Raw genomic sequence first — 26431 nt, 5'->3', positions numbered from 1 at the left:
AGCTGTACTTGCCCCGGTTGGGTGGGCTGTCCATCATGCCGATGCTGCGAATGCCCCTGTTTTAAGGAAACCGATGTGAAAGCGCTTCTCCTCCCCCTCGCTGCCATCCTTACGCTTGGCGCCATGGATGCCTCTGCCGAACCCAAGATCTACGGCCGTTACGAAAGTGTCCGCCTTCCCGAATTGGGCAAGACACTACGCGCCAAGATGGATACGGGGGCGGTCACTGTCTCGCTGTCTGCGCGTGACATCGAACGATTCCAGCGAGACGGGGAAGAATGGGTGCGCTTTCGTTTGGCGACCGAACACGCCGACGACACCCTTTATGAACATGCACTGGCGCGCGTGAGCAAGATCAAGAACCGCGCCGAAGAGACGGACGACGACGAAGAGCCCGGCATGAGCGAGCGCCCCGTCGTCGAAATGGAAATGTGCCTGGGCGGCGAACGGCGGACCGTCGAGGTCAATCTCACCGACCGCAGCCACTTCAGCTACCCGCTCCTCGTCGGCGCGAAAGCGCTGCGCGCCTTCGGCCTGGCGATCGACCCAGCGAAGAAAAACGTCGCCGGGCGGCCGGAGTGCTGAGAACGAAAGGGCGCGATCAGGCGCCTTTTATCTGTCTGTGAAGCCGACACCCAGAGGACTCTTGTCCTAGCACAGCTGGCGATCGCAGGACTCACGGCAACGCACTGAAACACCATCTCCTTCCGGCGCCGAGTACAAACTGAGTCTTGCCAGTCCTGACGCTTCGACTCCTGAATAATCTCCGACGACATGCAATTGAGAGTGCTTTTGCGAATTGTTTGCATTGGATACCATTGCGCGCGCTATAACAGACGCTGAGTCATACGCCGCTTCCATCTCAGGTAGGTTCGTCGATGCCCACATCATTCGCTTCGCGCAAGAAGGGAACACGCCCTGTTTTACTGCCGCTGTATCTAGCCATCAGTTTTGCCTCGATGAATGGTTGGGCGCAGTCCAATGAAATTGACCTGACCCCGGAGAACTCTAGCCCGACAGAGACGCCTGGTGGTCACGCCGGGGTCTTGCAGCTGGGGGAAACCGCGATCAACGCAAGTGCCGATGCTTCTGCCGAAGGGCTCACCCCTGAATACCAAGGTGGACAGGTCGCACGAGGCGGCCGAATCGGAATATTCGGCAATCAGGACTATATGGAAACACCGTTTACCTCGACGGCGTACACCAACCAGCTCATTCGCGATCAGCAAGCGCGCAGTGTTTCGGACATCGTGCAAAACGATCCTTCGGTACGGGTCTCGCGTGGCTTCGGCAACATGCAGGAGCTCTACATGGTCCGCGGCTTCAGGCTCTTCTCGGACGATATCTCCTATAACGGCTTATATGGCCTGTTGCCCAGGCAATATGTGGCGAGCGAGTTCATCGAGCGAGCGGAGGTCTTTCGAGGTGCCAGCGCCTTCCTGAACGGTGCAGCCCCTGGGGGCTCCGGAATCGGTGGCATGATCAATCTGGTGCCCAAGCGGGCGCCGGATGAACCGCTCACCCGTTTAACGCTTGGGGCTGAAAGCGGAGGGCAGGGTCTGGCGGGCGCAGATATCGCGCGTCGCTTCGGTGAGGAGAACCGATTCGGCGTACGACTCAACGCCGCAAAGCATCAAGGCGATACCTCGGTCGACGACGAAAAGCGCACGTTGGATATGTTTGCGCTAGGGCTCGACTATCAGGGAGACAACTTTCGTGTCTCGGCTGATATTGGTCATCAATACCACTTCGTCGACGCGCCACGGCCCAGCGTGACGCCGGGGGTCGGCATTGCGCTTCCAAGCGCGCCCGATGCGAAGGACAACTTCGCCCAGCCCTGGACATTCTCGAAGGAGAAGCAGACGTTCGGCACGCTTCGCGGTGAATATGATTTCACGGAGTCCGTTACCGGCTGGGTTGCAGGCGGCGTGCGTCACGGGGAAGAGGAAAACCGCCTGGCGAACCCGACCTATACCGGCGGCGACGCAACAACGGCGTATCGCTTCGACAACCGGCGTAAGGAGGAAGTATCCACCGGCGAGATCGGGTTGCGGGGCTATACGTTGACGGGCCCTGTATCTCATCAATGGGTCATGTCGGCCGCCACGTTCCGGGCTGAAGAACGAAATGCGTTCGGAGGCAACTATGGCACCTTCGTGGGCGCGCTAGGCAATGCCTTCGACGTGCCCATGCCGACGCTCGATCCGTCGACCGTCAGCAGCCCCTTCTCGGATCCGCGCGTCATCGGGCGTACCCGCACGCAAAGTCTGGCCATCGCGGACACGCTCGGCTTTTTGGAAGACCGTCTGCTGATAACGGTTGGCGCGAGACGGCAGGGTATCCACACGACTGACTATGACGGGTTTACAGGCGTTGCCGGTCCTGATGGCGATCTCAAGCGCTACAAGACCACCCCTGTAGGAGGGGTTCTCTACAAGCTCACGGACGAAGTGTCGGTTTACGCCAACTATATCGAGGGATTGGCGCGGGGAGACAGTGCGCCGTTCACCAGTAACGTCGGCCCTGTACAGAACCCGGGCCAACGCTTGCAGCCTCACGTCGCGAAGCAGACCGAAGTCGGGGTCAAGTACGACCGGGGCAACATGGGTGCTAGTGTTGCGGTATTCAGAACCGAACGCCGTTTCGGCGTGGTCGGCAACGACCTGGTGTTCCGCGAGGGCGGCGACCAGATCAACCGCGGGGTCGAGGTTTCCGTGTTTGGCGAGCCGACCATGGGCGTACGCTTGCTGGGCGGGGTTACGCTGCTCGATACCGACCTTCGTAATACGGACGGCGGCGAGTTCGATGGCAATCATGCCATTGGCGTGCCGAGGGTTCAGGCGAACATCGGCGGCGAGTGGGATGTACCCGGCTTGAACGGTGTGACACTTACAAGCCGCGTCGTTCACACCGGTCGCCAGTACACGGATCTGGACAATAGCCGCGAATTGCCGTCATGGACTCGGGTTGACCTGGGCGCGCGCTACACGCTCAAGGTGGAAGAACGAGACGTAACGCTGCGGGCAAATCTCAATAACGTTACCGGCAGGGACTACTGGGCCTCCACGGGCGGTTATGCAAATAACAACTACCTCGTGCTCGGTGAACCACGGACATTGACGGTCAGCGCATCGGTCGATTTCTGATCAATTGATTCCGGCCTGCGCCGCAGGTGCCGCCAGCGAAGCGGGGCGAGCCGAAAGGCTGCTCCGCTTTGTTTTGCTGGAAGGCAAAAGGATCGTGCCGCCTCCTACATCCCGGGCAATGCCCGCCGGCGGCGCCATCCCGCACAGGCAGATTGCAGACCTGCAAAGGACGTCTGGCCTTCACGCTCGGCGCGCTTGAGCAATATGAGTGTCAGCTCGGCACTGACAAGCGCATCCGCGCTCGCGTGATGCCGTTGACCCACTGATAAGCCGAAATGGTTGATCCAGTCGTCGAGCCCGGCGCGGGGCGTCACGCTGTCGGGATACAGCACAGGCGCCAGCTCGGCGATATCCAGGAAAGGGTGCTCGAAGCGGTAGCCGAGGTCCTCCTTCAGCGCACGGGTAAGCATCTGGCGGTCGAAATCGGCATGGAAGGCGAGCAACGGGCTGTCGCCCAGGTATTCAAGGAAGGCCAGCAGGGCATCGGCCGGTGCGTCGCCCTGGGCCAGGGCTTCGGGGCCCAGGCCATGGATCAGCGTGCTGGCGCCCGGCGTTGCGACGCGCCTGAGCGTGCATTCGAAGCACTGCCCGAAATCGATGGCGCCGCCTTCGATGGCAACGGCGCCGATCGACAGCACAATGTCCTTGGCGAGATTGAGCCCGGTGGTTTCGACGTCGACGATGACCATGCGCCCGTTGGAAATGGAGATATCGCCCTGCGGCGTGATGGCCTGGAGTGCCTCCAGGCGTAGGTGCTGGTCGTCATCGAGCTCGATCGTGGCTGAGCGGCGCCAGGGGAACAGTTTCATAGCTGGTAACGAAGCGACAGGCTGGTCTGCAGGCGCTGGGCCTGACGAAAGGATTCGCGCAGGATGCGGCGATCCAGATGATTGAGGGTGTCCGGGTCCAGGCGATTGGTGAAGGGCTGGCCGGCCCGCGCGAGCGACTGGTGCAACTGCAGGCGTGTCTGCTGGATCAATTGGTAGGCTTCCTCATAGGCCGCGCCGTCCTGTTCGTCGATCACGCCCTTCTTCACCAGTGCGCGAAGACGCGGCAGTGTGCCGGCGTCGCCGACACCATTTGCCAGCGCCAGCAGCCGTGCACCATCGACGAAAGGCGTGAGTCCCTCTGTTTTGAGATCCAGCGTGTCCTTCTCGGCCCCTTTTCGCGCGACGACGAAGTCACGGAAGCGACCAAGCGGTGGGCGATGCCGGAGCGCATCTGCAGCCAGCATGCGCTGGAACAGGGTGTTGTCTGCAACCTGCGCCAGCAGGTCCCGGCGCAACTGCTCGCATCCAGTCTCATCGCCCCAGACCGCACGCAGGTCGAAATAGATGCTCGAGCCCAGCAGGTTCTCCGGGGTGGCTTCTCGAATGAACCCAGCAAAGCGGCGACGCCACTCAGCCGTGGACAAACAGAGCGCAGGGTTGCGCGCCATGATATTGCCCTTGCACAGGCTGAACCCGCAGCGGGCCAGCGCCTGATTGATCCCCTCCGCGAGCGGCAAGAGCCGAGCCCGGATCTGCTCGGCTTCGTGCTCGTCCGCCGCCTCGAAGAGGATGCCGTTGTCCTGGTCTGTGTGCAGCGTTTGTTCACGCCGTCCCTCGCTGCCAAAGCACAGCCAGGTGAACGGAACACCTGGATCGCCGTGATCCTCGATCATCAGCTCGATGACGCGGCACAGGGTGTGGTCATTGAGCAGCGTAATGATATGGGTGATCTGGGTCGAGCTGGCGCCCTGCGCGAGCATGTGGTCCACGAGCTGATGGATATCGGCACGCAACGCCACGAGCGTATCGAGCCGCCCGGCATGGCGTATGGTGCGGGCAAGGTGGACGAGGTCCACCCGCTGCAGGGAAAACAGGTCCCGCTCGGACACGACGCCCACGAGCCGGTCGTTCTCTACCAGGCAGACATGCGCGATATGCCGCTCCGTCATGGCGATGGCGGCATCGAAGGCACTGGCGTCCGGCGACAGGTAAAACGGCGCCTGCGTCATCAGCGCGGCGATAGGCTGGTTCAGGTCGATCGCCGGGTCCGCGATGACCTCGCGCAGATCACGTAGTGTGAAGATTCCACGCGGCTGTCGATCCGTATCAACAATGACGATGCTGCCAACCTGCGCCTCGTGCATCTGCTTCACCGCAGCGCGCAGCGGTACGTCCGGCTGGCACGACACAGGCTGGCGCATGGCGAGGCTGCGAAGTGGCATATCGAGGGATTGCTGCGCGCCAAGTGTTTCGACGGCGCGGCGCTGCGCCTGCTGGTTGACCAGATCGAGCAGGCTGCTGACGCCGCGCATCGAGAAATCGCGGAAAGGGGTCGACCGTGCCATGAGGTGGACGAATGCATCCTTGGGCAGTAAGAAGCAGAACGTGTCCTGGCCGGCCAGGTGTTCAGTACGCGTGGCGCGCTCGCCCAGTAGGGCCGCGAGAGGAAAGCACTCCCCGGACTCGATTTCGAAGGTCGTTTCAGTGCCGCGCCTGGCAGAATGCGGGCGCTCGCCGACCACCTGGCCTTGCTTGACGATGTAAAAGTGACTGACGGGCCCGTCCGACGGTTTGATGATCGAATCACCACGGGCATAGAAACGAAGCTGACAGTGCTCGACCAGATAGGCCAGGTGGTTCTGCTCCATCTGGTTGAACGGCGGGTAGCGTCGCAGAAACTCCATGGTGCCCTGGATGTTCTGCATCACGGCGGTGCGGCCCGCCTCGTTGATCGCGTCGGCTTTGGTCATGGCGTCTTGTTTTCTTTGTAGTGCGCTCTCTGGAGTCTGCCTGATAAATGGGCCATCGGGGCAGCCCTATGACCTAAGGCTCTGTACGAAAAGTACCTGCGCTCGGTGATGCGTCGTTGATAACCGGCTCGGAATGCTCATTTAGCACTTATAAAACTGCTCTACGTCGCCCGTTTTTTTGCCTTGCCTGACCTTCGCTCGGAGACGCCTCGGACACGCCCTACGTATAAGCGGTTGTCGGCCAGCGACGTGCCTTGCGTCGGATGACACATTCGCTGCGAATGATAATTTGATGCAATCGCACTTCGATGAGTAAACTCAGCCCGTCCCGGCGATGTGCCGCTCCCGATCATTGTCCCGTTGTCATGCGCCCATGATGTACCAGGCCAACCCCGACCTATTGCGAGTCCTTGACGTTACCGCGCGTACACTGCCCGGCCTGAACGGGCGTGTGGGTGACGCCAGCCGCGAGGACCTGCGCGTCGGTTCCGCGACCAACCGGGATCACATCGCCGCCTTGTACGAGCATTGGCGGGCGGCCCACCCGGAGGCCGGTGCGCATTACTGGTCTGCGCGCACCTGGACGCTGACGATCTGGCAACCCATCTACCTCAGTCTCCTGGGCGTTCATCTTGCCCAACGGGCGCCGTGTCTTGCGGGCATGGGGCAGTCTATCCAGGACGGCTTCGTGGCCGGTTTCTGCCTGCCCGAACATTGCCCGCGCCATGCCGCGCAGACGCAATTGATCGCCTTTGCAGCGGAGCAACTCCGCGAGCAGATGGCTCATCAATTGGATGACTTCCAGAGCGTGGTCGGCATCAAGACCAAGATGGCGAACCGGCTTGCCGCTGACTATGTACTGGCAGCCCTGTTGCTCATCCAGCGGCAACAGCGGTTCTGCAACGAGCGCGCCCATGCACTCGAGGCGCAGTGGCTCGAGGCATTGGCATTGACCGGCGACAGTAGCCTGATCGACGTCCGCCTGGATGATGGTCAGGAGCGACTCGCGCTCGGTCGCAAGGTGTGCTGCCAGCACTTCCGTCGGGGGGATGGCGAGCTGTGCAGCACCTGCCCGAAGATTCGCGAAGCCGAACGCCTCGCACGATTGAAGCAGGAGCTGGCCGCCGAATGCTGAGTTTGAAGGACATTCAGGTTCGCCACGATGGGCGGGTAACGCTCGACATCGACCGGCTGGACATCGCGGAGGACGCGTTCACTGTCATCCTCGGCCATAACGGTTCCGGCAAGTCCACGCTGATGAACCTGATCGCGCGGCAGACCGAGCCTGTGACCGGGCATATCAGCCTGGACGACCAGCCACTCTCCCGTTATAGCCAGCGTGAACTGGCGCAGCGCGTGGCATTTCTGCCGCAGCGTCTGCCGGATGTGGCTGGCCTCACGGTTCGCGAACTCGTTCGGCTCGGACGCTTTCCCTGGCGCGGTCTGCTGGGTCGCTGGCGCACCGAAGATCTCGATGCGGTAGAAGCGGCAATGAAGCAGACCGACGTTCTGCAGTTCGCCGATCACCTGGCCGACACCCTGTCCGGCGGGGAACGCCAGCGCGCCTGGATTGCCATGCTGCTGGCCCAGGCATCGCCACTCATTCTTCTGGACGAGCCCACTTCCGCACTGGACCTCTCCCATCAATACGAGTTGATGGCCTTACTGCGCGCGCTGAATGAGGGGGCGGGACGCGGTATCGTCGCCATCCTGCATGACGTCAACCTGACTGCGCGCTATGCGGATCGCATCATTGCGCTCAAGCAGGGCCGGGTGTTCTTCGATGGGACGCCCGATGAGCTGTTGTCGAGCCAGCTGCTGACCGCGCTCTACGACATCGATATCCAGCTCATCGACCAGCCGGGCGCCGCGCGCAGGATTGCCGTGGTAGCGCCGTGACCCAGCCGGCTGTGTTGTCTTCATTACCGCGTACCCAGAGCACCAGTATCTGGCGATATGTAGTGCTTCTGCTGTTCTTGCCCGTGGCTGCGTTTCTCCATCTACAGTTGGCCAGCGGCCTGCCCTTCGATCGTCAATGGGCCGTGATCGTCGGTGCGGCTGGCGATAGTTTCGAAGCGCTGGAGTTTGGTCTATCGGCACTGCCGCGGCTTGTAATGGCGCTTCTGGTCGGCGCGGCGCTGGGGCTGTCAGGTAGTGTTCTGCAGCAGATGACGCAGAACCGGCTCGTCTCGCCCATGACCATCGGCGCGAGCTCTGGGGCCTGGCTGGGGCTCGTTTGCGCAACGCTCTGGCTGCCATCGATTGCGACCTCGCACGGGCAGTGGGCAGCGCTGCTAGGCGCTCTCGGTGCGGTTGGGCTGGTGGTATTGATCGCGGGGCGCAACGGCATCAACGGGCTACCCATCGTGCTGGCCGGCATGGCGATGAATCTGTTGCTCGGCGCGCTCGCCTCGGGCGTTACCCTTGTGAACAACCAGTACACACGCGGGCTGTTCGTCTGGGGTGCCGGAGATCTCGCGCAAATCGACTGGCACTGGGTAACCTGGCTTTGGCCGAAGTTGCTGGTCGGGCTGGCCCTGATCGCACTCGCGCCGCGGGCCCTGACGTTACTTCAACTCGGTAGCGACGGCGCGCGGGCGCGGGGGCTGAGCCTGTGGCCTGTGATGCTGGTCCTGTTCGTGAGCTCGATATGGCTGACCTCCGTTTCGATCACCGCCGTGGGCCTGATCGGCTTTATCGGTTTGCTCACGCCCAACCTCGCCAAGCTCTTCGGCGCCCGTACCACGCGCGATGAGCTGGTGTACAGCACATTGCTCGGCGGTCTATTGCTGGTCCTCACCGACGCTATCGCATTGCTGATGAACCGCTGGGCATTCGACCTTGTACCCAGCGGCGCTGCCGCCGCCCTGATCGGAGCGCCGGCGCTGCTGTGGTTGTCGCGACGGCAATTGTCGGCCGAGGACCCCCGAGGCCTGCAGCTGCCCGAAGGGGCCGAGCGCTTTGGGGCGCGAAATGCCTTGTGGGTCGTCCTGTTCGCGATGGCTGCGCTCGTGATCAGCATTGGCGTATCGCGAGGCATGGATGGCTGGCGCTTCGGCTGGCCAGGAGAGCTGGTCTGGTCGCTGCGCTGGCCCAGAATGCTGACAGCCGCCGCCGCCGGTGCTGGGCTGGCAATCGCCGGCATGGTCTTGCAACGCCTCCTGCGCAATCCGCTGGCGAGTCCGGACATCCTCGGGCTTTCAGCGGGGGCGACCCTGGCTGTCATGGTGGCGCTGATGCTGTTTGGCGGTTCGCTGCTGGGCTTCATGGCGCCCTTCGCCGCCTTCATCGGCAGCCTGCTGGTGCTGGCGATCCTGCTGCTCCTGGGGCGCCGTCACGCCTACTCACCGGCGCTGATGGCGCTGGTCGGGATTTCGCTGGCCGCCTTGCTCAATGCCGCGCTGCAATTCGGGCTGGCAAAAGGTACGGCCGATGCATTCGCCCTGCTTGGCTGGTTGGCAGGCTCGACCTATCGCGCCTCGGCCGGGCAGGCGTTGAGCCTGCTGTTCGGTGTCCTCGTCCTGGGCGGGCTGAGCATCCTCTTCTCGCGCGCCCTGACGCTGATCTCCATCGGGGACGGCATTGCCCGTAGCCGCGGCCTGAATGTGACGGTCACCCGCGTTGGGTTGCTGGTACTGGTGTCATTGCTGTGCGCCATCGTCACGAGCCTGATGGGGCCGGTCGCCTTTCTAGGCCTCCTCGCACCTCACATGGCGGTCATCCTCGGCGCACGCCGTGTTGTCCCTCAACTGCTGCTTGCCGCAGGGCTTGGTGCAGCGCTCATGCTGCTCGCCGATTGGCTCGGCCGGATGCTGATCTTCCCACTGCAGATTCCGGTTGGGATCGTCGCCTCAGTGATCTGCGGGACCTACTTCGTCTTCCTGCTTCTGCGCCGGAGGCTGGCATGAGGCGCTGGCTGGCACTGGCCTTCGGTATCGTTTTGGCCTGTACGCAGGTGCGAGCGGACGAGCAGGAGCGGGTCGTGGCCCTGAGCTGGGAGGCGGCTGAGCACCTGCTCAAGCTCGATATCACGCCCTTGGCCGTGGCGGATGCCGGCGATTACCGCGGCTGGGTCGTGCGGCCCGCACTGCCGGCGTCCAGCGTCAACGCCGGGTCGCGCACCGAGCCGAATCTCGAGCTACTGGCGGACTTGGAACCGTCGCTGATCGTCATTCCGCCGATGTTGGAGGACATGCGCGCCACGCTCGAGCGCATCGCGCCCGTCCAGGCCTACGACAGCTTCAGCCTTGAAGCCGACAACTACGAGCAGCAACGTGATAACTATCTCGCCCTCGCAAGGCGCCTGGATCGCGAAGCGCTGGCCAAGGCCCGCCTGGACGAAATGGAGGCGCATATTCTCGACCTGCGACAGCAGCTCTTCGAGCATTTCGCGGGCAGCCCACCGAAGGTTACGGTCATCCGCTTCTCTTCACCGACGGTGGTGTACATCAACGGGAAGAATTCCATGGTGCAGCGGGCAATGGACCTCCTGCACCTGCAGCCGGCCTATCCCCAGCCTGCGAGCGAGTGGGGCATCACCCAGACGTCGATCACGACGTTGGGGGCAATCCGGGAGGGTGTGGTCCTGCACATCGAGCCTTTCGCGCAAGGCGACGCTATTTTCAATACGCCGCTCTGGAAGGCGATGCCATTCGTGAAGGCAGGGCATTTCGGCGCAATGCCCTCGACCTGGACCTACGGCGGCGTATTCTCCGTGGAATACCTGGCCGAGCATATCGCGGAAGCGTTGCTGAAGATCCCTGCCGACGAAGCACTCGCCGCGGCGCACTAGGCCCGCTGCGAAGATAGCCGGGCGCCGTTGCTGATCGTAGGGGGCATGACAGGCGCCGCCCGCGTGATCATGCCTTGGCGTCAGCCACGCGTCCCGTCCGGGGGATCAGCAGGGGGAACAAGGCCGCGGTCAGCGCAAGGCCCGCAGCGCCTATCCAGAATGGCATCACCGTACCGTAGTGGCTGACCAGCAAGCCCGCGCCATACGCAGCCCCCATGTTGCCCAGGCACTGGAAGATATTCACCTTGCTGAAATCCACCGCGTAGTTGTCAGGCGTGCTGAGTTCGAACAAAAGGGCATCTAGCCGTACGGTGACCTGATACAGCGCCCAGCCGAACAGCACGCGTCCCAGCAGGATCAACCACTGGCTTTCGAAGCCCTGGATGACGGTGGCGGCGGCGCCAAGCAGCAGGCCTGCGATGATCCCGTCCCGCGTCGATCCCTTCTTCGTGGACCGGCGGCTCCACCACAGCGCGAGCACGGCGATCGCCCCGGGGAGCGAGTAGGCAAATCCCGCCATGAGCTCGCTGTTCCAGTGTGCGACTTCCTGCCAATAGACCGCGAAGAACGGCCGCGTGATATAGCCCACGCAGTAGAACAGCAGCATCACCACACACAGTTTGTAGATCGCCAGGAGGCTGCGGCGACGGCCATCGTCGGCCTCCTCAACCGGTGTCTCGGCGCCTTCGGTTTCACCGGCCACGGGCAGGTTGCCGCGCAGCAGATGGATGCAGATCGCCATCTGGATGAAGTCGCCGGCCGCCATGATCAGGAACACGTCACCAATCGCCATGACTTGCAGAATCAGCCCGCCAACTGCGGCACCGAGAATCGCACCGAAATGCACGACGACCGAGAGGGTCCCGATGGTTTGGGTATGGTTCTCGTGCTTCTGCAGGCTCATCACATACGGGTACATGAGCAGGTAACTGCCCTTGAAGGCAATCATTACCAGCGACACCACCCAGAACAGCGCGAGCGAGTCGATGAAGGTCAGGGCTGCGGTCAGGCTGCCGGCAATGAATTGCGCGCTGACCAGAATGCGTACGGGGTGAACGCGTTTGGCCATGCGGGCCCAGAACGGAAAGGCCGTCATCACGACGAGACTGATAACAGCCAGATACAGACCGACATGGGAAGGCGGCGGGTTATCGAACCGCTCCGCGAAGTATTGCGGGTAGAACGGGATGATCAGGTTGTCCGTGACGACAGCGAGCGCCGTCATGGCGATCAGGCAGGTACGCAGGTTCATGAGTTCGGATGGCGGGTTCAGAGGCCGGCCATGATGCATGGGTGCGAACGAGAAAGCGATGCGTTTGCACCTGCTGCCCGTCGCCACGAGGAACTGTCGGCACCTGTCGGAATCCTTTCTGAACAGACCGCAGCCGCAGGAGCCTTCCCATGGAGCATCTCGTCTTTACCGTTATCGCCCAGGACCAGCCCGGCCTCGTGGAACGCCTGGCAGGTTGCGTGGCTGGCCACGGCGGAAACTGGCTCGAGAGCCGAATGGTGCGGATGGCCGATCAGTTCGCCGGGCTCGTCGAGGTGTCCGTCGAGGGTGCGCAGCGGCAGCCGTTGGTGAATGCCTTGCAGTCGCTCGACGACATTCGTGTGCTGGTGGCGCCGAGCGGCCAGGCACCGGTGGGCGACTGGAAGTCTGTCCGACTGGAACTCGTGGGGAATGACCGCGCCGGAATCGTGCGGGACATTACGCGGCTGTTGGCAGGGCAGGGCGTGAATGTGGAGAGCCTGTCCACGGATGTTGTTGAAGCTCCCATGAGCGGCGAGCCGCTGTTCCAGTGCGAAGCGATCCTGGCAGTCCCGGCGGGGCTTGCACTGCCAGACCTTCAACAGGCGGTCGAGACGCTTGCGGATGAGCTGATGGTGGAGCTGACGCTGAGCGAGGACGCCTGACGCGGCGTATCGCACACCGGCGAGGCCCCGCTGTTTCCCGCCTCACCGAAACCACCCCGTACCCATTCATGACGGGCGCCTCGCGTGTACCTTCAATAACGCGAGATCCCTGTAGGGTAGGCAGCCCACCATTTTATCGACGAGCACCATCGCCAGACGCTGACCTTAGGCCGCGCTTAAGGAGGTACCCATCTGTACCCCACGTGCGTGGATTATCATGTGGATAAGCTATGGAAGAACGTTTGTACGCTTAGCACCCCGGCCCTCCGGCGCTTTTGATCACAATTTGATCTAAACGCTGCCAGTTATCCCCAGTACCTTCATAAGGTGGATAAATTGCGTCGGCCAATGTGGATAAGATTTCCAGAGCAAGGGCAATTGAGCGAACAATTCACGCCTGCGGCGATAGGCACATGGATGCCTGTACAGGTGTGAGGCCCGCCATATGGGCTTGTGACATATTTATAGTGCCGGGTCGCGCGGGTTATCCAATCTGTCTAGCCTTGTGGATAACTCTGTGAAAAAAGCTTGAGTCGTTGGCTGTAGGCCGCTAGTCAGCGGGTGTTTCCGCGCCCGTCAGTTGGCCAGGTATAGGCGCCTGAGCGGGTCTATAGCCCGCGCCATCCGCGTGCGAAGCCCATCACAGTCCAGTTGTGCACTTATCGCGTGGACCGCCCTGTGGGTAACGCTGGGGTAAAGCGCTGGAAGCCCCGTGCTGCGGGGTTTCCAGCCTGCTGATCGAATTATGATCAGCCTTTGTCTGCGATGCGGGAGCCACGCGCTGCGCGACGCAGCGTCCGCACGGCATCGACGGTATACACGGCAAGCCCTATCCAGATGAACAGGAAGGACACCATCCGAGTGCTGTCGAACGGCTCGCCGTACACGAAGATCGCCAATAGCAGCACCAGTGACGGGGCGATGTACTGAAGGAATCCCAGCGTGGCGTAGGGCAGGTGGCGGGCTGCCGCGTTGAAGCAGAGCAGCGGGACGAGCGTGATCGGCCCCGACAAGGCCAGCAGCAGCGCGTCGCGGCTTAGCCAGTAATCGAGGTGGCCGCTCGACGATTCCTGATGAAACGCCAGCCAGGCCAGGACAGCCGGCACCAGCAACCAGGTTTCCACCACCAGCCCAGGCAGGGCCGCGACCGGTGCGCGTTTGCGGATCAGGCCGTAGAAGCCGAAGCTCAGCGCCAGCGCCAGCGAGATCCACGGCAGGCTGCCGAACACGATCAGTTGGTAGCCCACCCCAAGCGCTGCCAGAACGACGGCGACCCACTGCAAGCGGCGCAAGCGTTCACCCAGCACAAGCAGCCCCAGCAGTACGTTCACTAGCGGGTTGATGTAGTAACCCAGGCTGGCTTCGAGCATCCGGCCTTCATTGACCGCCCAGATGTAAACGAGCCAGTTGATCGCGATGAGGGCGCCGGTCAAAGCCAGGATGGCGATCCGCCGTGGGTTTTCTCGAAGATCACGCCACCAGCCCGGATGTTTCCACACCAGCAGGAACAGCCCACCGAACAGGGCCGACCACAGGACCCGGTGCGCAATGATTTCCATCGCTGGCACCTGGGTGAGCAGTTTGAAGTAAATGGGGAAAAGGCCCCATAGGGTGTAGGCCGTAAGCCCGAGCAGGTAACCGCGACGAAGTGTGGTGGAGGACATGAAGGGCCTGAGGACAGGAGATTGCGGGGGGTGCAAGCCGATCGGACGTGTGCGTCGAAAGGGCTGCGAGCAACCTAGATGTTAGGGCTTGCCGAGAGATTTTGCAGGGCAAAAAATGAACGGACGGCGGTCAGTCCACTGCATCGAGTCAAGCCAGCCTGGTGTATCGCGGCACTCCTTCTGGAGCGTTCGGTCTACCCTGTGAAGGATACTCAGCTGAAAAAGAGGCGCCAATGACCCCCAACAAGTGGCAGACGCCGGTGTTTCGCATGAAGGCGATCGCCACAGGGCTGTTGCTGCTGGCCGCCATCCTTTACGTCGTTGCGACGTCGCTGGAGGCACAGCATCCCGCGTGGGGTTATGTTGCCTCGTTCGCCGAGGCCGCGATGGTCGGCGCGATCGCGGACTGGTTTGCAGTGACGGCGCTGTTCCGGCATCCGCTGGGCTTGCCCATCCCCCATACCGCGATCATCCCACGCAACAAGGCGCGCATCGGGCGCAAACTTTCCGACTTCATCGTTGTGCATTTTCTGTCCACGCCACAGGTCGTGGCGCGTATTCGCCAGCTGGACCTGGGCGGCCGCCTGGCCGACTGGCTGCGGCATCCCGACAACGCCGCCGCGGTAGGCCAACACACGGCAGGGGTTGCCCGTTTCGGCGTCGGTGCGCTACGGGACGACCGCGTGCGGGCCTTCATCCAGGCGACCGCCATTCGCCGTGTTCGCAAGGTCGACCTTGCGCCGTTGTGTGGCCAGGCGCTGGAAGTTCTGACGAGCCAGGGTCGTCATCAGGCCATGCTTGACGAAGTACTGGTCGAACTTGACCGCATGATGCGCAACGAGGAAACACAGGCCATGGTCGCGCGTGCGATCACGGCCGAGGTGCGTACGCTGCGTTACTTCGGGCTCGGTACGATGGTGGGGGGCTGGTCCGCCCGCAAGGTCGTCGGCGGCATCAGCGCCCTGATCGCCGAAGTCGCCAATGATCGCGAACACCCGCTGCGTGAGCGGTTCGATGAGTATGTCGCGACTTTCATCGACCGCCTCAAGCATGACGACAACTACCGACTGGAGATCGAGCGCATCTTCAATCAGTTGCTCGACCATCCGGCGACATCCGCCTACCTGACCACACTATGGCGCGATCTGGTGGACTGGCTGCAGGCCGATCTGGAAAGCGAAACGTCGACCATTCGCCAGCGTATCGTCGAGTTGGTGCGTAGCTTCGGTGATTCGCTTGCCGCGGACAGCGCCATGCATGACTGGATCAACGAGCAACTGATGGCTGCGGTTCCCGCTCTGGTGGAGCGCTACCGCGTGCAGATCGGGCACTACATCGCCGATCGCGTGGATCAGTGGGAAAGCCGCGAACTGGTCGAGCAGATGGAGCAGAGCGTGGGCAAGGACCTGCAGTTCATCCGCATCAACGGCACCCTGGTGGGCGGCCTCGTGGGCTTGTGCCTGCATGCGTTGACGCAATTGTTCGCGGGGTGAGGGCGATCGCAGTCAGAAGAGCCGTAATGGCTCTTCGTCTAGCGCGGCGAGCTGCTCCCTGAGCGCGAGTACCTGGTCGCCCCAGTAGCGTTCGTGGGCGAACCAGGGGAAGGCGCGAGGGAAGGCCGGGTCGTCCCAGCGACGTGCCAGCCATGCGCTGTGGTGAATCAGGCGCAGGGCGCGCAGTGCTTCGATCAGCGGAAGCTCCCGCGGGTCGAAGTCGTAGAACTCGTTGTAGCCCTCGACCAGTTCCGCGATCTGCCGCAGTCGATCCTGGCGCTCGCCCGCCAGGAGCATCCATAGGTCCTGAACCGCCGGGCCCATGCGGCAATCGTCCAGATCGACCACGTGATAGACATCGTCACGGCAAAGGAGATTGCCGGGGTGGCAATCCCCATGAAGGCGGATCGAGGTGTAGCGAACGCGCGCGAACACCGCGTCCACCTTCCTCATAAGGTCCCGCGCCACGGATTCGTAGGCGGGTATGAGGCTGGCCGGGACGAATCCGCCCTCAAGCAATACGGCCAATGCATCGTGACCGAACAACGTCGGCGTGAGCGCCTGGCGGTGTTCGAACGGACGCACGCTGCCGATCTGATGTGCACGGCCCAGGAGCTGACCGAGCCGATACAGCTGGTCAAGGTCGCCTGGCTCCGGCGCATGACCACCACGGCGCGGGAAGAGGGCGAAGCGAAAGCCCTGGTGTTCAAAGAGCGTTTCACCGTCGTGAACCGCTGGCGCAACGACCGGCACTTCGTGCTCGGCGAGTTCGAGGGTGAACGCGTGCTCCTCGCGAATCGCTTCGTCCGTCCAGCGATCCGGCCGGTAAAACTTGGCGATCAGCGGGGTCTGGTCTTCGATGCCGACCTGGTAAACCCGGTTTTCATAACTGTTCAGCGCCAGAATGCGCGCATCGCTCAGATGGCCGAGGCTTTCGACCGCGTCGATCACGAGATCAGGTGTGAGGGTGTCGAACGGATGGGCCATGGTGGTCTGCTGGGTCGGGAAAGGGGCGGAGTGTAGCGCTTTGTCACCTGACCGGTGCGAGGGCGCGCCGTTCGCCACGGCCGTCGCCCGCCTTAATCGCCGGGTTTCGGGGTACGTGCCAGGCAATACACGTCCACCCGCGTCGCGCCTGCCCGGCGAAGCAGCCGAGCGAGCGTTTCGGCCGTGCTACCGGTGGTCAGAACGTCGTCAACCAGCGCAATGTGCTGGCCGTGCACCTCTGCCTGGGGCGACAGCGTGAACGAGTCCCGGAGATTACGACGACGTGCGGCCGCATCGAGATTCTGCTGGGCCGGCGTATCCCGGGTTCTTCCAAGCCATTGACGGTGTATCGGAATCGACAGGGCCTTGGCCAGCTGGGCGGCGATGAGCTCGGACTGGTTGAATCCCCGGCTGCGCAAACGCTGCGCCGACAGCGGTACGGGTAGCAGAACGGCAGGGCGCGGCAGGCCTTCCTCGAACCCATGCCGGACGTGCCGCGCCAGTTGATCGCCCATCATCCTGCCGAATGGCCACCTGGATTGATGTTTGAATCGGCCGACCAACGTATCGACAGGGAAGCTGTATCGCCAGGCGGCAATTACACGCTCGAACGCCGGCGGGCGCTTCAGGCAAGCGCCGCACGGCAGGCCGTCGGTGGGTAAAGGCAGCGCGCACACGCTGCATTGCTGCGTCAGCCAGGGAAGCTCAGCCTCGCAGTCATCGCAAATGCACGCACCGTGATCGACCCACGCACCGCACAGAAGGCAGGCGCTGCCGAGTTTTAGCCAGGGAAGGGTGTTCCGGAGGGAAGCAAGCATTGCGCGCGATCCTTGCGCAGGTGGCGGTAGGGCAGAGTAGTGCGTGCATGTGACGAACGCTGAGACGAAGTGCACAGCATGAATTGATCAATAAACGTCCAGACGTCAACTGGGTTTTGGATTACTGTCGACAGCATTCCTCCATGCGACTCCCGTCGCCTGTTATCCAGGGTTTGCCATGACAGCTTCCATCACTCGCCACGATTGGTCACTGCGTGAAGTACGCGCGCTTTTCGAACTGCCCTTCAACGACCTGCTGTTCCAGGCTCAGTGCGTGCACCGCCAGCACTTCGACCCGAACCGCGTGCAGGTCTCGACGCTGCTTTCGATCAAGACTGGTGCCTGCCCGGAAGACTGCAAGTACTGCCCGCAGTCCGGCCACTACAACACGGGCCTGGACAAGGAAAAGCTGATGGCCGTGCAAAAGGTGCTCGACGCCGCGGCCGAGGCCAAGGCCATCGGCTCGACCCGCTTCTGCATGGGTGCCGCCTGGAAGCACCCGAGTGCGAAAGACATGCCGTATGTACTCGAGATGGTGAAGGGGGTGAAAGCCTTGGGCATGGAGACCTGCATGACGCTGGGCAAGCTGACCCAGGAGCAGACGGTTGCATTGGCCGAAGCGGGGCTGGACTACTACAACCACAACCTCGACACGTCGCCTGAGTTCTACGGCAACATCATCACCACGCGCACCTATGCCGATCGTCTCGAGACTCTGGCGTACGTACGCGAGGCCGGCATGAAGATCTGTTCCGGCGGAATTCTCGGCATGGGTGAATCCATCGACGACCGCGCCGGCCTGCTGATTCAGCTCGCCAACCTGCCCGAGCATCCCGAGTCGGTGCCGATCAACATGCTGGTGAAGGTGAAGGGCACGCCGCTGGAGGCCGAGAAAGATGTCGATCCCTTTGACTTCATTCGGACCCTGGCCGTCGCGCGCATCATGATGCCCAAATCCCATGTCCGGCTTTCCGCTGGCCGCGAGCAGATGAACGAGCAGATGCAGGCGCTCGCCTTCATGGCCGGCGCAAACTCCATCTTTTATGGCGAGCGTTTGCTGACAACCGGCAACCCGCAAGCCGACAAGGACATGCAGCTGTTCGCGCGGCTGGGCATCAAGCCAGAAGAGCGCGAAGAGCATGCCGACGAGGTGCATCAGGCTGCCATCGAGCAAGCCCTGATCGAACAGCGTGACAGCCGTCTGTTCTACGACGCAACCGCCGTCTAAAAAGCGCGGGGCGCTGGTCCCAACAGATGCCGCCCGGAGGTACGTGTCGTGGCATTCGATCTGCAAGCACGCCTGGCGGAACGCCAGGCGCATGGGCTTTACCGTCGGCGCCCGTTGCTCGAGGCGCCGCAGGGGCCGCACGTACGTGTGGACGGACGGGACCTGCTGGCCTTTTCCTCGAACGACTATCTGGGCCTTGCCAACCACCCGGACGTGATCGCGGCGCTCAAGGCTGGTGCTGATCGCTGGGGCGTCGGAGGCGGTGCTTCGCATCTGGTCATTGGCCATGGGGGGCCGCACGAAGCGTTGGAGCAGGCCTTGGCGGCTTTCACGGGCCGCCCCCGTGCGCTGCTGTTTTCAACGGGCTACATGGCGAATCTGGGGGCGATCACGGCGCTGGTCGGCAAGGCCGATACCGTTCTGCATGACCGCCTTAACCACGCGTCGCTTCTCGATGCGGGGCTACTGAGTGGGGCGCGCTTTTTCCGCTATTTGCATAACGATCCGGCAAGCCTCGCTGGCCGTCTCGAGAAGGCGTCGGGCGATACACTTGTGGCCACAGACGGTGTGTTCAGTATGGACGGCGATCTGGCCGACCTGCCGGCGCTTTGCGCCGTCAGTGCCACGCATGGCGCGTGGATGTTGGTGGATGACGCCCATGGCTTTGGTGTACTGGGCAAGACAGGCGCCGGCATCGTTGAACATTACGGTCTGGGCCTGGATGAGGTACCCGTGCTTATCGGAACGCTGGGCAAGGCTTTCGGCACTGCGGGCGCGTTCGTTGCTGGCAGCGAAGCACTGATCGAGACGCTCATCCAGTTTGCCCGGCCCTATATCTATACGACGAGCCAGTCCCCGGCGATCGCCTGTGCCACGCTTCGCAGCCTGGAACTGGTGAAGGATGAGCCGTGGCGGCGTCAGCATCTCCAGTCGCTTATTGCGCGTTTTCGTGCGGGGGCGGCATCGCTGGGTCTTTCCCTGCTGGACAGCCCGACGCCGATCCAGCCCGTGCTCATCGGCGACAGTCAGCGTGCCATGCAGGTGGCCGATCGGCTGCGCGAGGCGGGCGTGATGGTCGGCGCGATTCGCCCGCCAACCGTGCCGGCAGGCTCGGCGCGCTTGCGGATCACGTTGACCGCGTCCCACACAGACGCTGATATCGATCGGTTACTAGAAGCGCTCGCCACAAGTGGGGCCGGGGGTGAACGCCATGAATGAAATTGTTCTGTTTCCCGGTTGGGGGCTGGGCGTGGCTCCACTGCTGCCGCTGGCTGATGCACTACGCAACGCCGGGAGGCGCGTGACGATTGTGCCGCTCCCGGATTTGCGTCAACCGCTGGCGCAGGTGCTCGATGGTATGGCGAAGGCGATACCGGCGCAGAGCTGGTTGATCGGTTGGTCATTGGGCGGCATGTTGGCCGCGGAGCTTGCGGGGCGGGCCGACGTCCGCTGCGCAGGGCTTGTGACGCTGGGCGCGAACATGCGGTTCGTCGCGACTCAGGATTGGCCCGATGCCATGCCGGTCGCGACGTTCGGCCGGTTCCGCGAGGGGTGTGGCATGAACCCAGAGGCAACACTGAAGCGCTTCTCGCTGCTGTGCAGCCAGGGCGCGAGCGATGCGCGTGCGCTGTCCCGTGTCCTTTCCGAGTCGCCTGATCCGTCAGAGTCGTTGCTGGCCGGGCTCGATGTGCTCGCCGGACTGGAGATGCGTCGTGCTCTGGAAGCGTTCGAGGGGCCTCGCCTTCATGTGTTTGCCGGGCGAGACGCGCTTGTGCCCGCCTCGGCAGCCACGGCCTTGGCCAGGGTTTCGCCTGTTGGGACGACGGCGTTGATGGCCGAGGCTTCGCATGCGTTCGTCACCGAGCAGGCCGAGGCGGTAGCCAATCTGATCGTCAGCCGTGTGGAGGCTGCCCGTGTCGGTTGAGGCCGCGGCAATGCCTGACAAACGACGCGTGGCGGCGTCCTTCTCTCGCGCCGCGCACAGCTACGACGCCGCTGCTGACCTGCAGCGCGACGTCGGGCAGCACTTGTTGGAGCTACTGCCGGCTCTCGATGTCGGTCGTTGGCTGGATCTGGGATGCGGCACGGGCTATTTCACACGGGCGCTGGCCCAGCGTTTCGGCGGTACAGGCATTGGGCTGGACCTGGCCGAAGGCATGCTCCGCCATGCACGGCCAGGTGGTGGTGCCGGGCATTGGGTGTGTGCCGACGCCGAGCGTTTGCCGCTAGTGGCAGCATCGACTGACCTGGTGTTTTCGAGCCTGGCGCTCCAGTGGTGCAGCGCCTTCGACGCGGTGCTACGGGGGACCAGGCAGGCACTGCGGCCCGGCGGCGTGTTGGCGTTCAGCAGCCTGTGTGTCGGGACACTGCATGAACTCCAGGCCAGCTGGCAGCGGGTAGACGGTTTCGTCCACGTGAACCGTTTCCGGGCGTTCGAGGCCTATCAGCGCAGTTGCGCGGGGACCGGCTGGCAAACGGTGGCGCTGGAGCAGCGCGCCCATACGGTCTATTTCAACGATGTTCGGGCGCTCATGCACTCGCTCAAGGCAATCGGTGCGCAGAACCGGAACGAAGGGCGCCCGGACGGCTTGAGCGGTCGGCGGCGCTTGCTCGCGCTCGCGGACGCCTACGAGGATTTTCGTACGGACCGCGGGCTGCCACTTACCTATCAAGTGGTGTACGGCGTTTTGCGAAAGGAGCAATGATGAAACGTGCCTATTTCGTCACTGGCACCGATACGGATGCGGGGAAGACGACGATCGCGGCCGGGCTGCTGCATGCAGCGAGGCAAGCTGGATACTCGACCGCAGCAGTGAAGCCCGTGGCCTCCGGGTGTACGCAGACCCCGGAGGGGCTGCGTAACAGCGACGCGATGGCCCTGTGGGCCGAATGCTCACTGTCGCTGGGCTACGAAGACGTGAACCCTTTCGCTTTCGAGCCTGCTATCGCACCTCATGTCGCCGCTCTTGAGGCGGGCGTGTCGCTCTCCGTCGAGGGCGTTGCCGCCCGCATCGGGGCGGTACTCGGACGCGACGCGGGCTTCACGCTCGTTGAAGGCGCAGGAGGCTGGCGCGTTCCCCTGAACGGCGAAGCGATGCTCTCGGCCCTCCCGATGACATTGGAGTTACCGGTAATTCTGGTGGTTGGCGTGCGCCTGGGCTGCATCAACCACGCGCTGCTGACGGCCGAAGCGATACGTTCGGATGGGCTGGTGCTGGCCGGGTGGGTCGCCAATCTCATCGATCCCGACATGTCGCGACGTGATGAAACACTCGCCTCGCTGGAAGCGCATCTGGGCGCGCCCTGTCTGGGACGAGTCTCTCGGCTTCAAACCGCCTCGGCTGAGGCGGTCGCGGGGCATCTGGACGTGAGCCTGTTGGCATAAGCGGTAATAAAGACATAGCCAATCGGTCATTCCCGCGCACCGCGGCTTTTGGTCTAATGTCATCGAGCCATCTATCCGAGGCATTCATCATGCAGATATCCGGAAACGCTTTTACTGCCGGGTTCAATACCTATCAGGGCGGCCAACAGCGCGTAGACCGCGCCGCATCGAACATCGCGTCCGAGGCGACTGCCGTCCAGGCGAGCAGCCGTGCCGAGGGCCGCAGCGACGCAAAGGACACCGCACAAAACCTGATCGAACTCCAGCAGGGCCGCTACCAGGCCGAGGTTGGCGCGAAGGTCATCAAGACTGCGGACGAAGTCCTGGGCACCCTGATCGACACACGCGCCTGACGGCCTATTGATAGGCCGCCTCGCGGCCTGTCCCACACGACTATCCTTGTTTAACCCCACGCCGCGAAAGCGGCGTGGGGCGTTCGGCTGTGCGCGTGTTCTGCGTCTGAAATCGTCACCGAATACATCCATGCTGCCGTAGCGCTGGCCGCTTCGTTGTCCTCTGACAAGAGGCTCGTGCGACCTATTGACACAAGGATGATCCAAACGTAGGTTTCAAACATCTGTTTGATCGTCTTTGCTCCACCTCCGAGTCCCCAATAACAACTGATGCCCTGCGGTGCCAACCGCGGCCAGAAACTCATAGAGGTCACCGTCATGCCCGATTACAAGGCTCCCCTGCGCGACATCCGCTTCGTTCGAAACGAACTGCTCGGGTATGAGGCCCACTACCAGCAACTGCCCGGCGCGGAAGACGCGACCCCCGACATGGTCGATGCCATCCTCGAGGAAGGTGCGAAGTTCTGTGAGCAGGTGCTGGCCCCCCTTAATCGCGTAGGCGACCAGGAAGGCTGCGTGTGGAGCGAGTCTGGCGTGAAGACGCCGACAGGCTTCAAAGAGGCCTACCAGCAATTCGTGGAAGGGGGCTGGCCTAGCCTGGCGCACGATGTCGAGCATGGCGGCCAGGGCCTGCCCGAGTCGCTGGGCATGACCATCAGCGAAATGATCGGCCAAGCCAACTGGGCCTGGGGCATGTACCCTGGCCTGTCTCATGGGGCGATGAACACCCTCCACGAGCACGGCACACCTGAGCAGCAGGCGACCTATCTGACCAAGCTGGTTTCCGGTGAATGGACTGGCACCATGTGCCTCACCGAGGCCCACTGCGGTACCGACCTGGGCATGCTGCGCACCCGTGCCGAGCCCCAGGCAGACGGCAGCTACCGAATCTCGGGCACCAAGATCTTCATTTCCGCGGGCGAACACGACTTGGCCGAAAACATCGTGCACATCGTTCTGGCTCGCCTGCCCGATGCCCCGGCAGGTACCAAGGGTATTTCGCTGTTCATCGTGCCCAAGTTCCTGCCGAACGCTGAAGGTGGCGTGGGTGAGCGCAACGCCATGGCGTGCGGTTCGATCGAACACAAGATGGGTATCCATGGCAACGCGACCTGCGTGCTGAACTTCGACGGTGCCACTGGCTTTTTGATCGGGCCGCCTAACAAGGGCCTGAACTGCATGTTCACCTTCATGAACACCGCGCGTCTCGGCACGGCACTGCAAGGTCTGGCTCACGCCGAAGTCGCGTTCCAGGGCGGTATTCGCTACGCCCGCGACCGTCTGCAAATGCGCTCGCTCTCGGGTCCGAAGGCGCCTGAAAAGGCGGCCGACCCGATCATTGTCCACCCGGACGTGCGTCGCATGCTTCTGACCATGAAAGCGTTCACCGAAGGCAACCGGGCGCTGCTGTATTTCGCGTCCAAGCAGGTCGACATCGTCCAACGCTCCGCCGACGAGGCCGAGCGCAAGAGCGCCGACACGCTGCTGGCCTTCCTGACGCCGATCGCCAAGGCCTTCATGACCGAAGTGGGCTTCGAGGCCGCGTCGCACGGCATGCAGATCTACGGTGGCCATGGCTACATCAGCGAATGGGGCATGGAGCAGAACCTGCGCGACGCCCGTATTGCGATGATGTACGAGGGCACCACGGGCATTCAGGCGCTCGACCTGCTGGGCCGGAAGGTGCTGATGACGCAGGGCGAATCGCTCAAGAGCTTCACCAAGATCGTCCACAAGTTCTGCCAGGCAAACGCTGAGAATGCGTCGATCAAGACGTTCGTCGAGCCGCTCGCCAAGCTCAACAAGGAGTGGGGCGAGATCACGATGAAGATCGGCATGGCCGCCATGAAGGATCGTGAAGAGGTCGGTGCGGCGTCGGTGGACTACCTGATGTATTCGGGCTATGCGTGCCTTGCCTACTTCTGGGCTGACATGGCCCGTGTGGCCAGCGAGAAGCTCGCGGAAGGCAATGCCGACAAGGCGTTCTACGAGGCGAAGCTGCAGACGGCGCGGTTCTACTACGCCCGTATCCTGCCGCGTACGCGCATGCACGCCGAGGCCATGCTGTCCGGTGCAGAAAACCTGATGGCGATGGACGAAGCGGCGTTTCTGATCGGCGAGTAATCGCTTCGACCGGAGGGTGGATGGCTTCGGCCATCCACCCTACCTAGTGATCCTCAGCAACTCGATCAGCGGCAGCGTGCACAGGGGTATGGGGCCAAGTACTTCTGGTGGCTGCCGACCGATCCGTATTGGTGCAAGCCTTGCGAGGTCGTCTTCAGCCCACTCGCTTTCATTCCGGTCCAGTGCGTGAGGCGCTATCTGCCGAGCCGGACACTCAGCCAGTCGGCAGAGCGGAAAACGGCGTAGCCCTTTCCGCACACGGATACCGACAACACGCCGCTTCCTCCTTTCAATTACATCTACTTGCAGCAGGGCGTCTGCCCAAGCCCCTTCCAGAAACGACGGCCCTCATTCCTCCTCCGCGTCGACACGCCAATAGCCGGCGGCCTTGATTTGAGCCTCGTCGATGCCTCGCTCGTTCATGAAATGTGCGCGGATCTGGCGGGAGCGTTTGGCTTCGCACGCGATCCACACATAAAGCGCTCCGGCCGGTAGTTCGGCCTGCTGCGCCGCTTCAAGCAGGGATTCGCCAGCGCTGCGCCGAACCCAGCGGCAGTCCAGCTGAGTTTGGGTTGCTAGCGGTTGCCGTTCGGTATCGTCTTCGACCTCGATGATGGCCTGGACCCGGCGGCCTGCGGGTAGCTCTTCAAGTCTACGAGCGATCGCGGGCAGGGCGCTTTCGTCGCCGATGAGAAGATAGTGTTCGAACATGTCTGGAACGATGAGCGAACCGCGCGGCCCGGCAATGTGCAAGTGATCGCCTGGCTGCGCCTGGCTCGCCCAGGTTGCAGCAGGACCATCGCCGTGCAGCACGAAATCGATGTCCAACTCGCCTTTCTCCGCGTCGTAGCGGCGAGGCGTGTAGTCGCGCATGGTGGGCTTGGGCCCTGCCTGGCCGGGGCCTTCCTGGCCGGACCCGAAGGTTTCAATGGCCTGGCGCTCGGCATCATTGGTGGCGAATAGCAGTTTTACGTGGTCATCCGGTGCGGCGCTGATGAAGCCCTCAAGCTGCTCGCCCACCAGCGTGATGCGGCGCATACGTGGGGTAATGTCTTCAACGCGCGCCACATCGAGGCGACGACGCACGATGGGGTGGCTGACACGATGGATTTCCAGTGTTTCGGTGTTCATTGAGAGGCCTCGCCATCAGAATTTTCGGAGCCCGACGCAATGGCGTGGGCAGTTTCGTTGAGCAGGCGGCTGACGCGCTCGATCTCGTCGGGTGTCCAGCGGCCATGATGCAAGCGCAGCGCATGGCGCAGGTTGCCGACGGCTTCGTGAATCTCGGGCGGGCGGCTGTGACCCGCGAGCGCTCGCCGGCTCAGCTCGATGCGTGTGCGCATGCCTTCCAGCGCACGCGTTTGCTCTGCCAGCCAGGCGCGACCGGCATCTGTAGCGGCGTAGCGTTTCTTGCCAGCTCCCGCCTCGCCGCTGATCCATTCGCTTTCTTCGAGGAACGTGAGCGTGGGATAGATCACCCCCGGACTGGGTGAATACGCTCCATCGAACATGGTTTCGATATGGCGGATAAGGTCATAGCCGTGCCGGGGCTCGGTTGCGATCAACTCCATCAGGAGGAGCTTCAGGTCACCAGGCGCGAAAACCCGTGGGCCGCGCTCCTTGCCGGCGCGAAGGGCGGTATCGCCGATAAAGGTAGATGGATTCATTGGTGACCTCTTAAAGATAAGTCGTAAGATATATCTTTAGGTGGCTATATGAAAATTATTCTTATTCATCGGCGGAAGGGAATCGATAGGGTTATCTCCACCGATCACGAGTCCGTGTGC

The 26431-nt window shown here is 62.6% G+C and carries 23 protein-coding genes; 15 read left to right on the top strand and 8 right to left on the bottom strand.

Going from position 1 to position 26431, the window contains the following annotated elements; all coding sequences use genetic code 11:
• Positions 1-123: 123 nt before the first annotated feature.
• On the top strand, positions 124-585 hold the full coding sequence (rloA2, locus tag ACY8D3_RS17515; RefSeq protein ID WP_462384423.1) for a retropepsin-like aspartic peptidase RloA2: 462 nt from the start codon (positions 124-126) through the stop codon (positions 583-585).
• A 293-nt stretch (positions 586-878) separates the two neighbouring features.
• Positions 879-3146, top strand: a complete 2268-nt coding sequence (locus tag ACY8D3_RS17510) for a TonB-dependent receptor (RefSeq protein ID WP_462380088.1) — start codon at positions 879-881, stop codon at positions 3144-3146.
• Between the two features lie 104 nt (positions 3147-3250).
• Here the strand turns inward: ACY8D3_RS17510 and ACY8D3_RS17505 are convergent, their stop codons facing one another.
• Both ACY8D3_RS17505 and ACY8D3_RS17500 read right to left on the bottom strand, forming a co-directional pair.
• Complete coding sequence (locus ACY8D3_RS17505; RefSeq protein ID WP_462380087.1) at positions 3251-3955, bottom strand: 3'-5' exonuclease; 705 nt, start codon at positions 3953-3955, stop codon at positions 3251-3253.
• Positions 3952-5886: a DUF294 nucleotidyltransferase-like domain-containing protein gene (locus tag ACY8D3_RS17500; RefSeq protein WP_462380086.1), complete on the bottom strand. Its 1935-nt coding sequence runs from the start codon at positions 5884-5886 to the stop codon at positions 3952-3954. Before ACY8D3_RS17500 ends, ACY8D3_RS17505 begins: the two co-directional genes overlap by 4 nt.
• A gap of 376 nt (positions 5887-6262) precedes the next feature.
• Between ACY8D3_RS17500 and ACY8D3_RS17495 the strand changes: the two genes are divergently transcribed.
• The 4 genes from ACY8D3_RS17495 to ACY8D3_RS17480 all read left to right on the top strand — a co-directional run bounded on the left by ACY8D3_RS17495 (position 6263) and on the right by ACY8D3_RS17480 (position 10678).
• Positions 6263-7021 carry a siderophore ferric iron reductase gene (locus ACY8D3_RS17495; protein ID WP_462380085.1) on the top strand — a complete coding sequence of 253 codons (759 nt, stop codon included), beginning with the start codon at positions 6263-6265 and terminating at the stop codon, positions 7019-7021.
• Positions 7015-7785 carry an ABC transporter ATP-binding protein gene (locus ACY8D3_RS17490; RefSeq protein ID WP_462380084.1) on the top strand — a complete coding sequence of 257 codons (771 nt, stop codon included), beginning with the start codon at positions 7015-7017 and terminating at the stop codon, positions 7783-7785. Before ACY8D3_RS17495 ends, ACY8D3_RS17490 begins: the two co-directional genes overlap by 7 nt.
• A gap of 62 nt (positions 7786-7847) precedes the next feature.
• Complete coding sequence (gene fhuB, locus ACY8D3_RS17485) at positions 7848-9794, top strand: Fe(3+)-hydroxamate ABC transporter permease FhuB (RefSeq protein ID WP_462380083.1); 1947 nt, start codon at positions 7848-7850, stop codon at positions 9792-9794.
• Positions 9791-10678: an ABC transporter substrate-binding protein gene (locus ACY8D3_RS17480; RefSeq protein WP_462380082.1), complete on the top strand. Its 888-nt coding sequence runs from the start codon at positions 9791-9793 to the stop codon at positions 10676-10678. The genes fhuB and ACY8D3_RS17480 overlap by 4 nt, the downstream gene beginning before the upstream one ends.
• A gap of 67 nt (positions 10679-10745) precedes the next feature.
• On the opposite strand, the gene ACY8D3_RS17475 is transcribed toward ACY8D3_RS17480, so the two are convergent.
• Entirely contained in the window at positions 10746-11930 is a 1185-nt protein-coding gene (locus tag ACY8D3_RS17475; protein WP_462380081.1) for an MFS transporter, read from the bottom strand.
• A gap of 149 nt (positions 11931-12079) precedes the next feature.
• Here ACY8D3_RS17475 and ACY8D3_RS17470 point away from each other — a divergent pair, with 149 nt between their 5' ends.
• A complete protein-coding gene (locus ACY8D3_RS17470; protein ID WP_462380080.1) occupies positions 12080-12592 on the top strand; it encodes a glycine cleavage system transcriptional repressor in 513 nt (170 codons plus the stop codon).
• Between the two features lie 749 nt (positions 12593-13341).
• On the opposite strand, the gene rarD is transcribed toward ACY8D3_RS17470, so the two are convergent.
• A complete protein-coding gene (gene rarD, locus ACY8D3_RS17465; RefSeq protein WP_462380079.1) occupies positions 13342-14256 on the bottom strand; it encodes an EamA family transporter RarD in 915 nt (304 codons plus the stop codon).
• A gap of 233 nt (positions 14257-14489) precedes the next feature.
• Between rarD and ACY8D3_RS17460 the strand changes: the two genes are divergently transcribed.
• Positions 14490-15749, top strand: coding sequence for a DUF445 domain-containing protein (locus ACY8D3_RS17460; RefSeq protein WP_462380078.1), 1260 nt, complete (start codon positions 14490-14492; stop codon positions 15747-15749).
• Between the two features lie 12 nt (positions 15750-15761).
• On the opposite strand, the gene ACY8D3_RS17455 is transcribed toward ACY8D3_RS17460, so the two are convergent.
• Together ACY8D3_RS17455 and ACY8D3_RS17450 are read right to left on the bottom strand one after the other, a co-directional pair.
• Positions 15762-16736, bottom strand: coding sequence for a serine/threonine protein kinase (locus tag ACY8D3_RS17455; RefSeq protein ID WP_462380077.1), 975 nt, complete (start codon positions 16734-16736; stop codon positions 15762-15764).
• Between the two features lie 92 nt (positions 16737-16828).
• On the bottom strand, positions 16829-17554 hold the full coding sequence (locus ACY8D3_RS17450; RefSeq protein ID WP_462380076.1) for a phosphoribosyltransferase family protein: 726 nt from the start codon (positions 17552-17554) through the stop codon (positions 16829-16831).
• Positions 17555-17732: 178 nt separating this feature from the next.
• On the opposite strand from ACY8D3_RS17450, the gene bioB reads away from it, so the two are divergent.
• The 7 genes from bioB to ACY8D3_RS17415 all read left to right on the top strand — a co-directional run bounded on the left by bioB (position 17733) and on the right by ACY8D3_RS17415 (position 24644).
• The gene (bioB, locus tag ACY8D3_RS17445) at positions 17733-18782 is read left to right on the top strand and encodes a biotin synthase BioB (RefSeq protein WP_462380075.1); all 1050 of its coding nucleotides are present in this window, start codon (positions 17733-17735) and stop codon (positions 18780-18782) included.
• 48 nt (positions 18783-18830) lie between these two features.
• The gene (gene bioF / locus ACY8D3_RS17440; protein WP_462380074.1) at positions 18831-20000 is read left to right on the top strand and encodes an 8-amino-7-oxononanoate synthase; all 1170 of its coding nucleotides are present in this window, start codon (positions 18831-18833) and stop codon (positions 19998-20000) included.
• Positions 19993-20706: an alpha/beta fold hydrolase gene (locus ACY8D3_RS17435; protein ID WP_462380073.1), complete on the top strand. Its 714-nt coding sequence runs from the start codon at positions 19993-19995 to the stop codon at positions 20704-20706. Before bioF ends, ACY8D3_RS17435 begins: the two co-directional genes overlap by 8 nt.
• A 10-nt stretch (positions 20707-20716) precedes the next feature.
• Positions 20717-21487 (top strand): malonyl-ACP O-methyltransferase BioC, encoded by a 771-nt coding sequence (gene bioC, locus ACY8D3_RS17430; RefSeq protein WP_462380072.1) that lies wholly within the window; start codon positions 20717-20719, stop codon positions 21485-21487.
• A complete protein-coding gene (gene bioD, locus ACY8D3_RS17425) occupies positions 21487-22167 on the top strand; it encodes a dethiobiotin synthase (protein ID WP_462380071.1) in 681 nt (226 codons plus the stop codon). Before bioC ends, bioD begins: the two co-directional genes overlap by 1 nt.
• An 89-nt stretch (positions 22168-22256) precedes the next feature.
• Entirely contained in the window at positions 22257-22520 is a 264-nt protein-coding gene (locus ACY8D3_RS17420) for a hypothetical protein (protein ID WP_462380070.1), read from the top strand.
• Between the two features lie 318 nt (positions 22521-22838).
• On the top strand, positions 22839-24644 hold the full coding sequence (locus ACY8D3_RS17415) for a phenylacyl-CoA dehydrogenase (RefSeq protein ID WP_462380069.1): 1806 nt from the start codon (positions 22839-22841) through the stop codon (positions 24642-24644).
• Between the two features lie 348 nt (positions 24645-24992).
• Here ACY8D3_RS17415 and ACY8D3_RS17410 read toward each other — a convergent pair whose 3' ends face one another.
• On the bottom strand, positions 24993-25775 hold the full coding sequence (locus ACY8D3_RS17410; protein ID WP_462380068.1) for a siderophore-interacting protein: 783 nt from the start codon (positions 25773-25775) through the stop codon (positions 24993-24995).
• Complete coding sequence (locus tag ACY8D3_RS17405; protein WP_462380067.1) at positions 25772-26311, bottom strand: PadR family transcriptional regulator; 540 nt, start codon at positions 26309-26311, stop codon at positions 25772-25774. Before ACY8D3_RS17405 ends, ACY8D3_RS17410 begins: the two co-directional genes overlap by 4 nt.
• Positions 26312-26431 lie beyond the last annotated feature (120 nt).

Source organism: Pseudomonas sp. Marseille-QA0892, from assembly GCF_054950135.1.
This window is presented reverse-complemented; position numbering and strand designations above follow the sequence as displayed.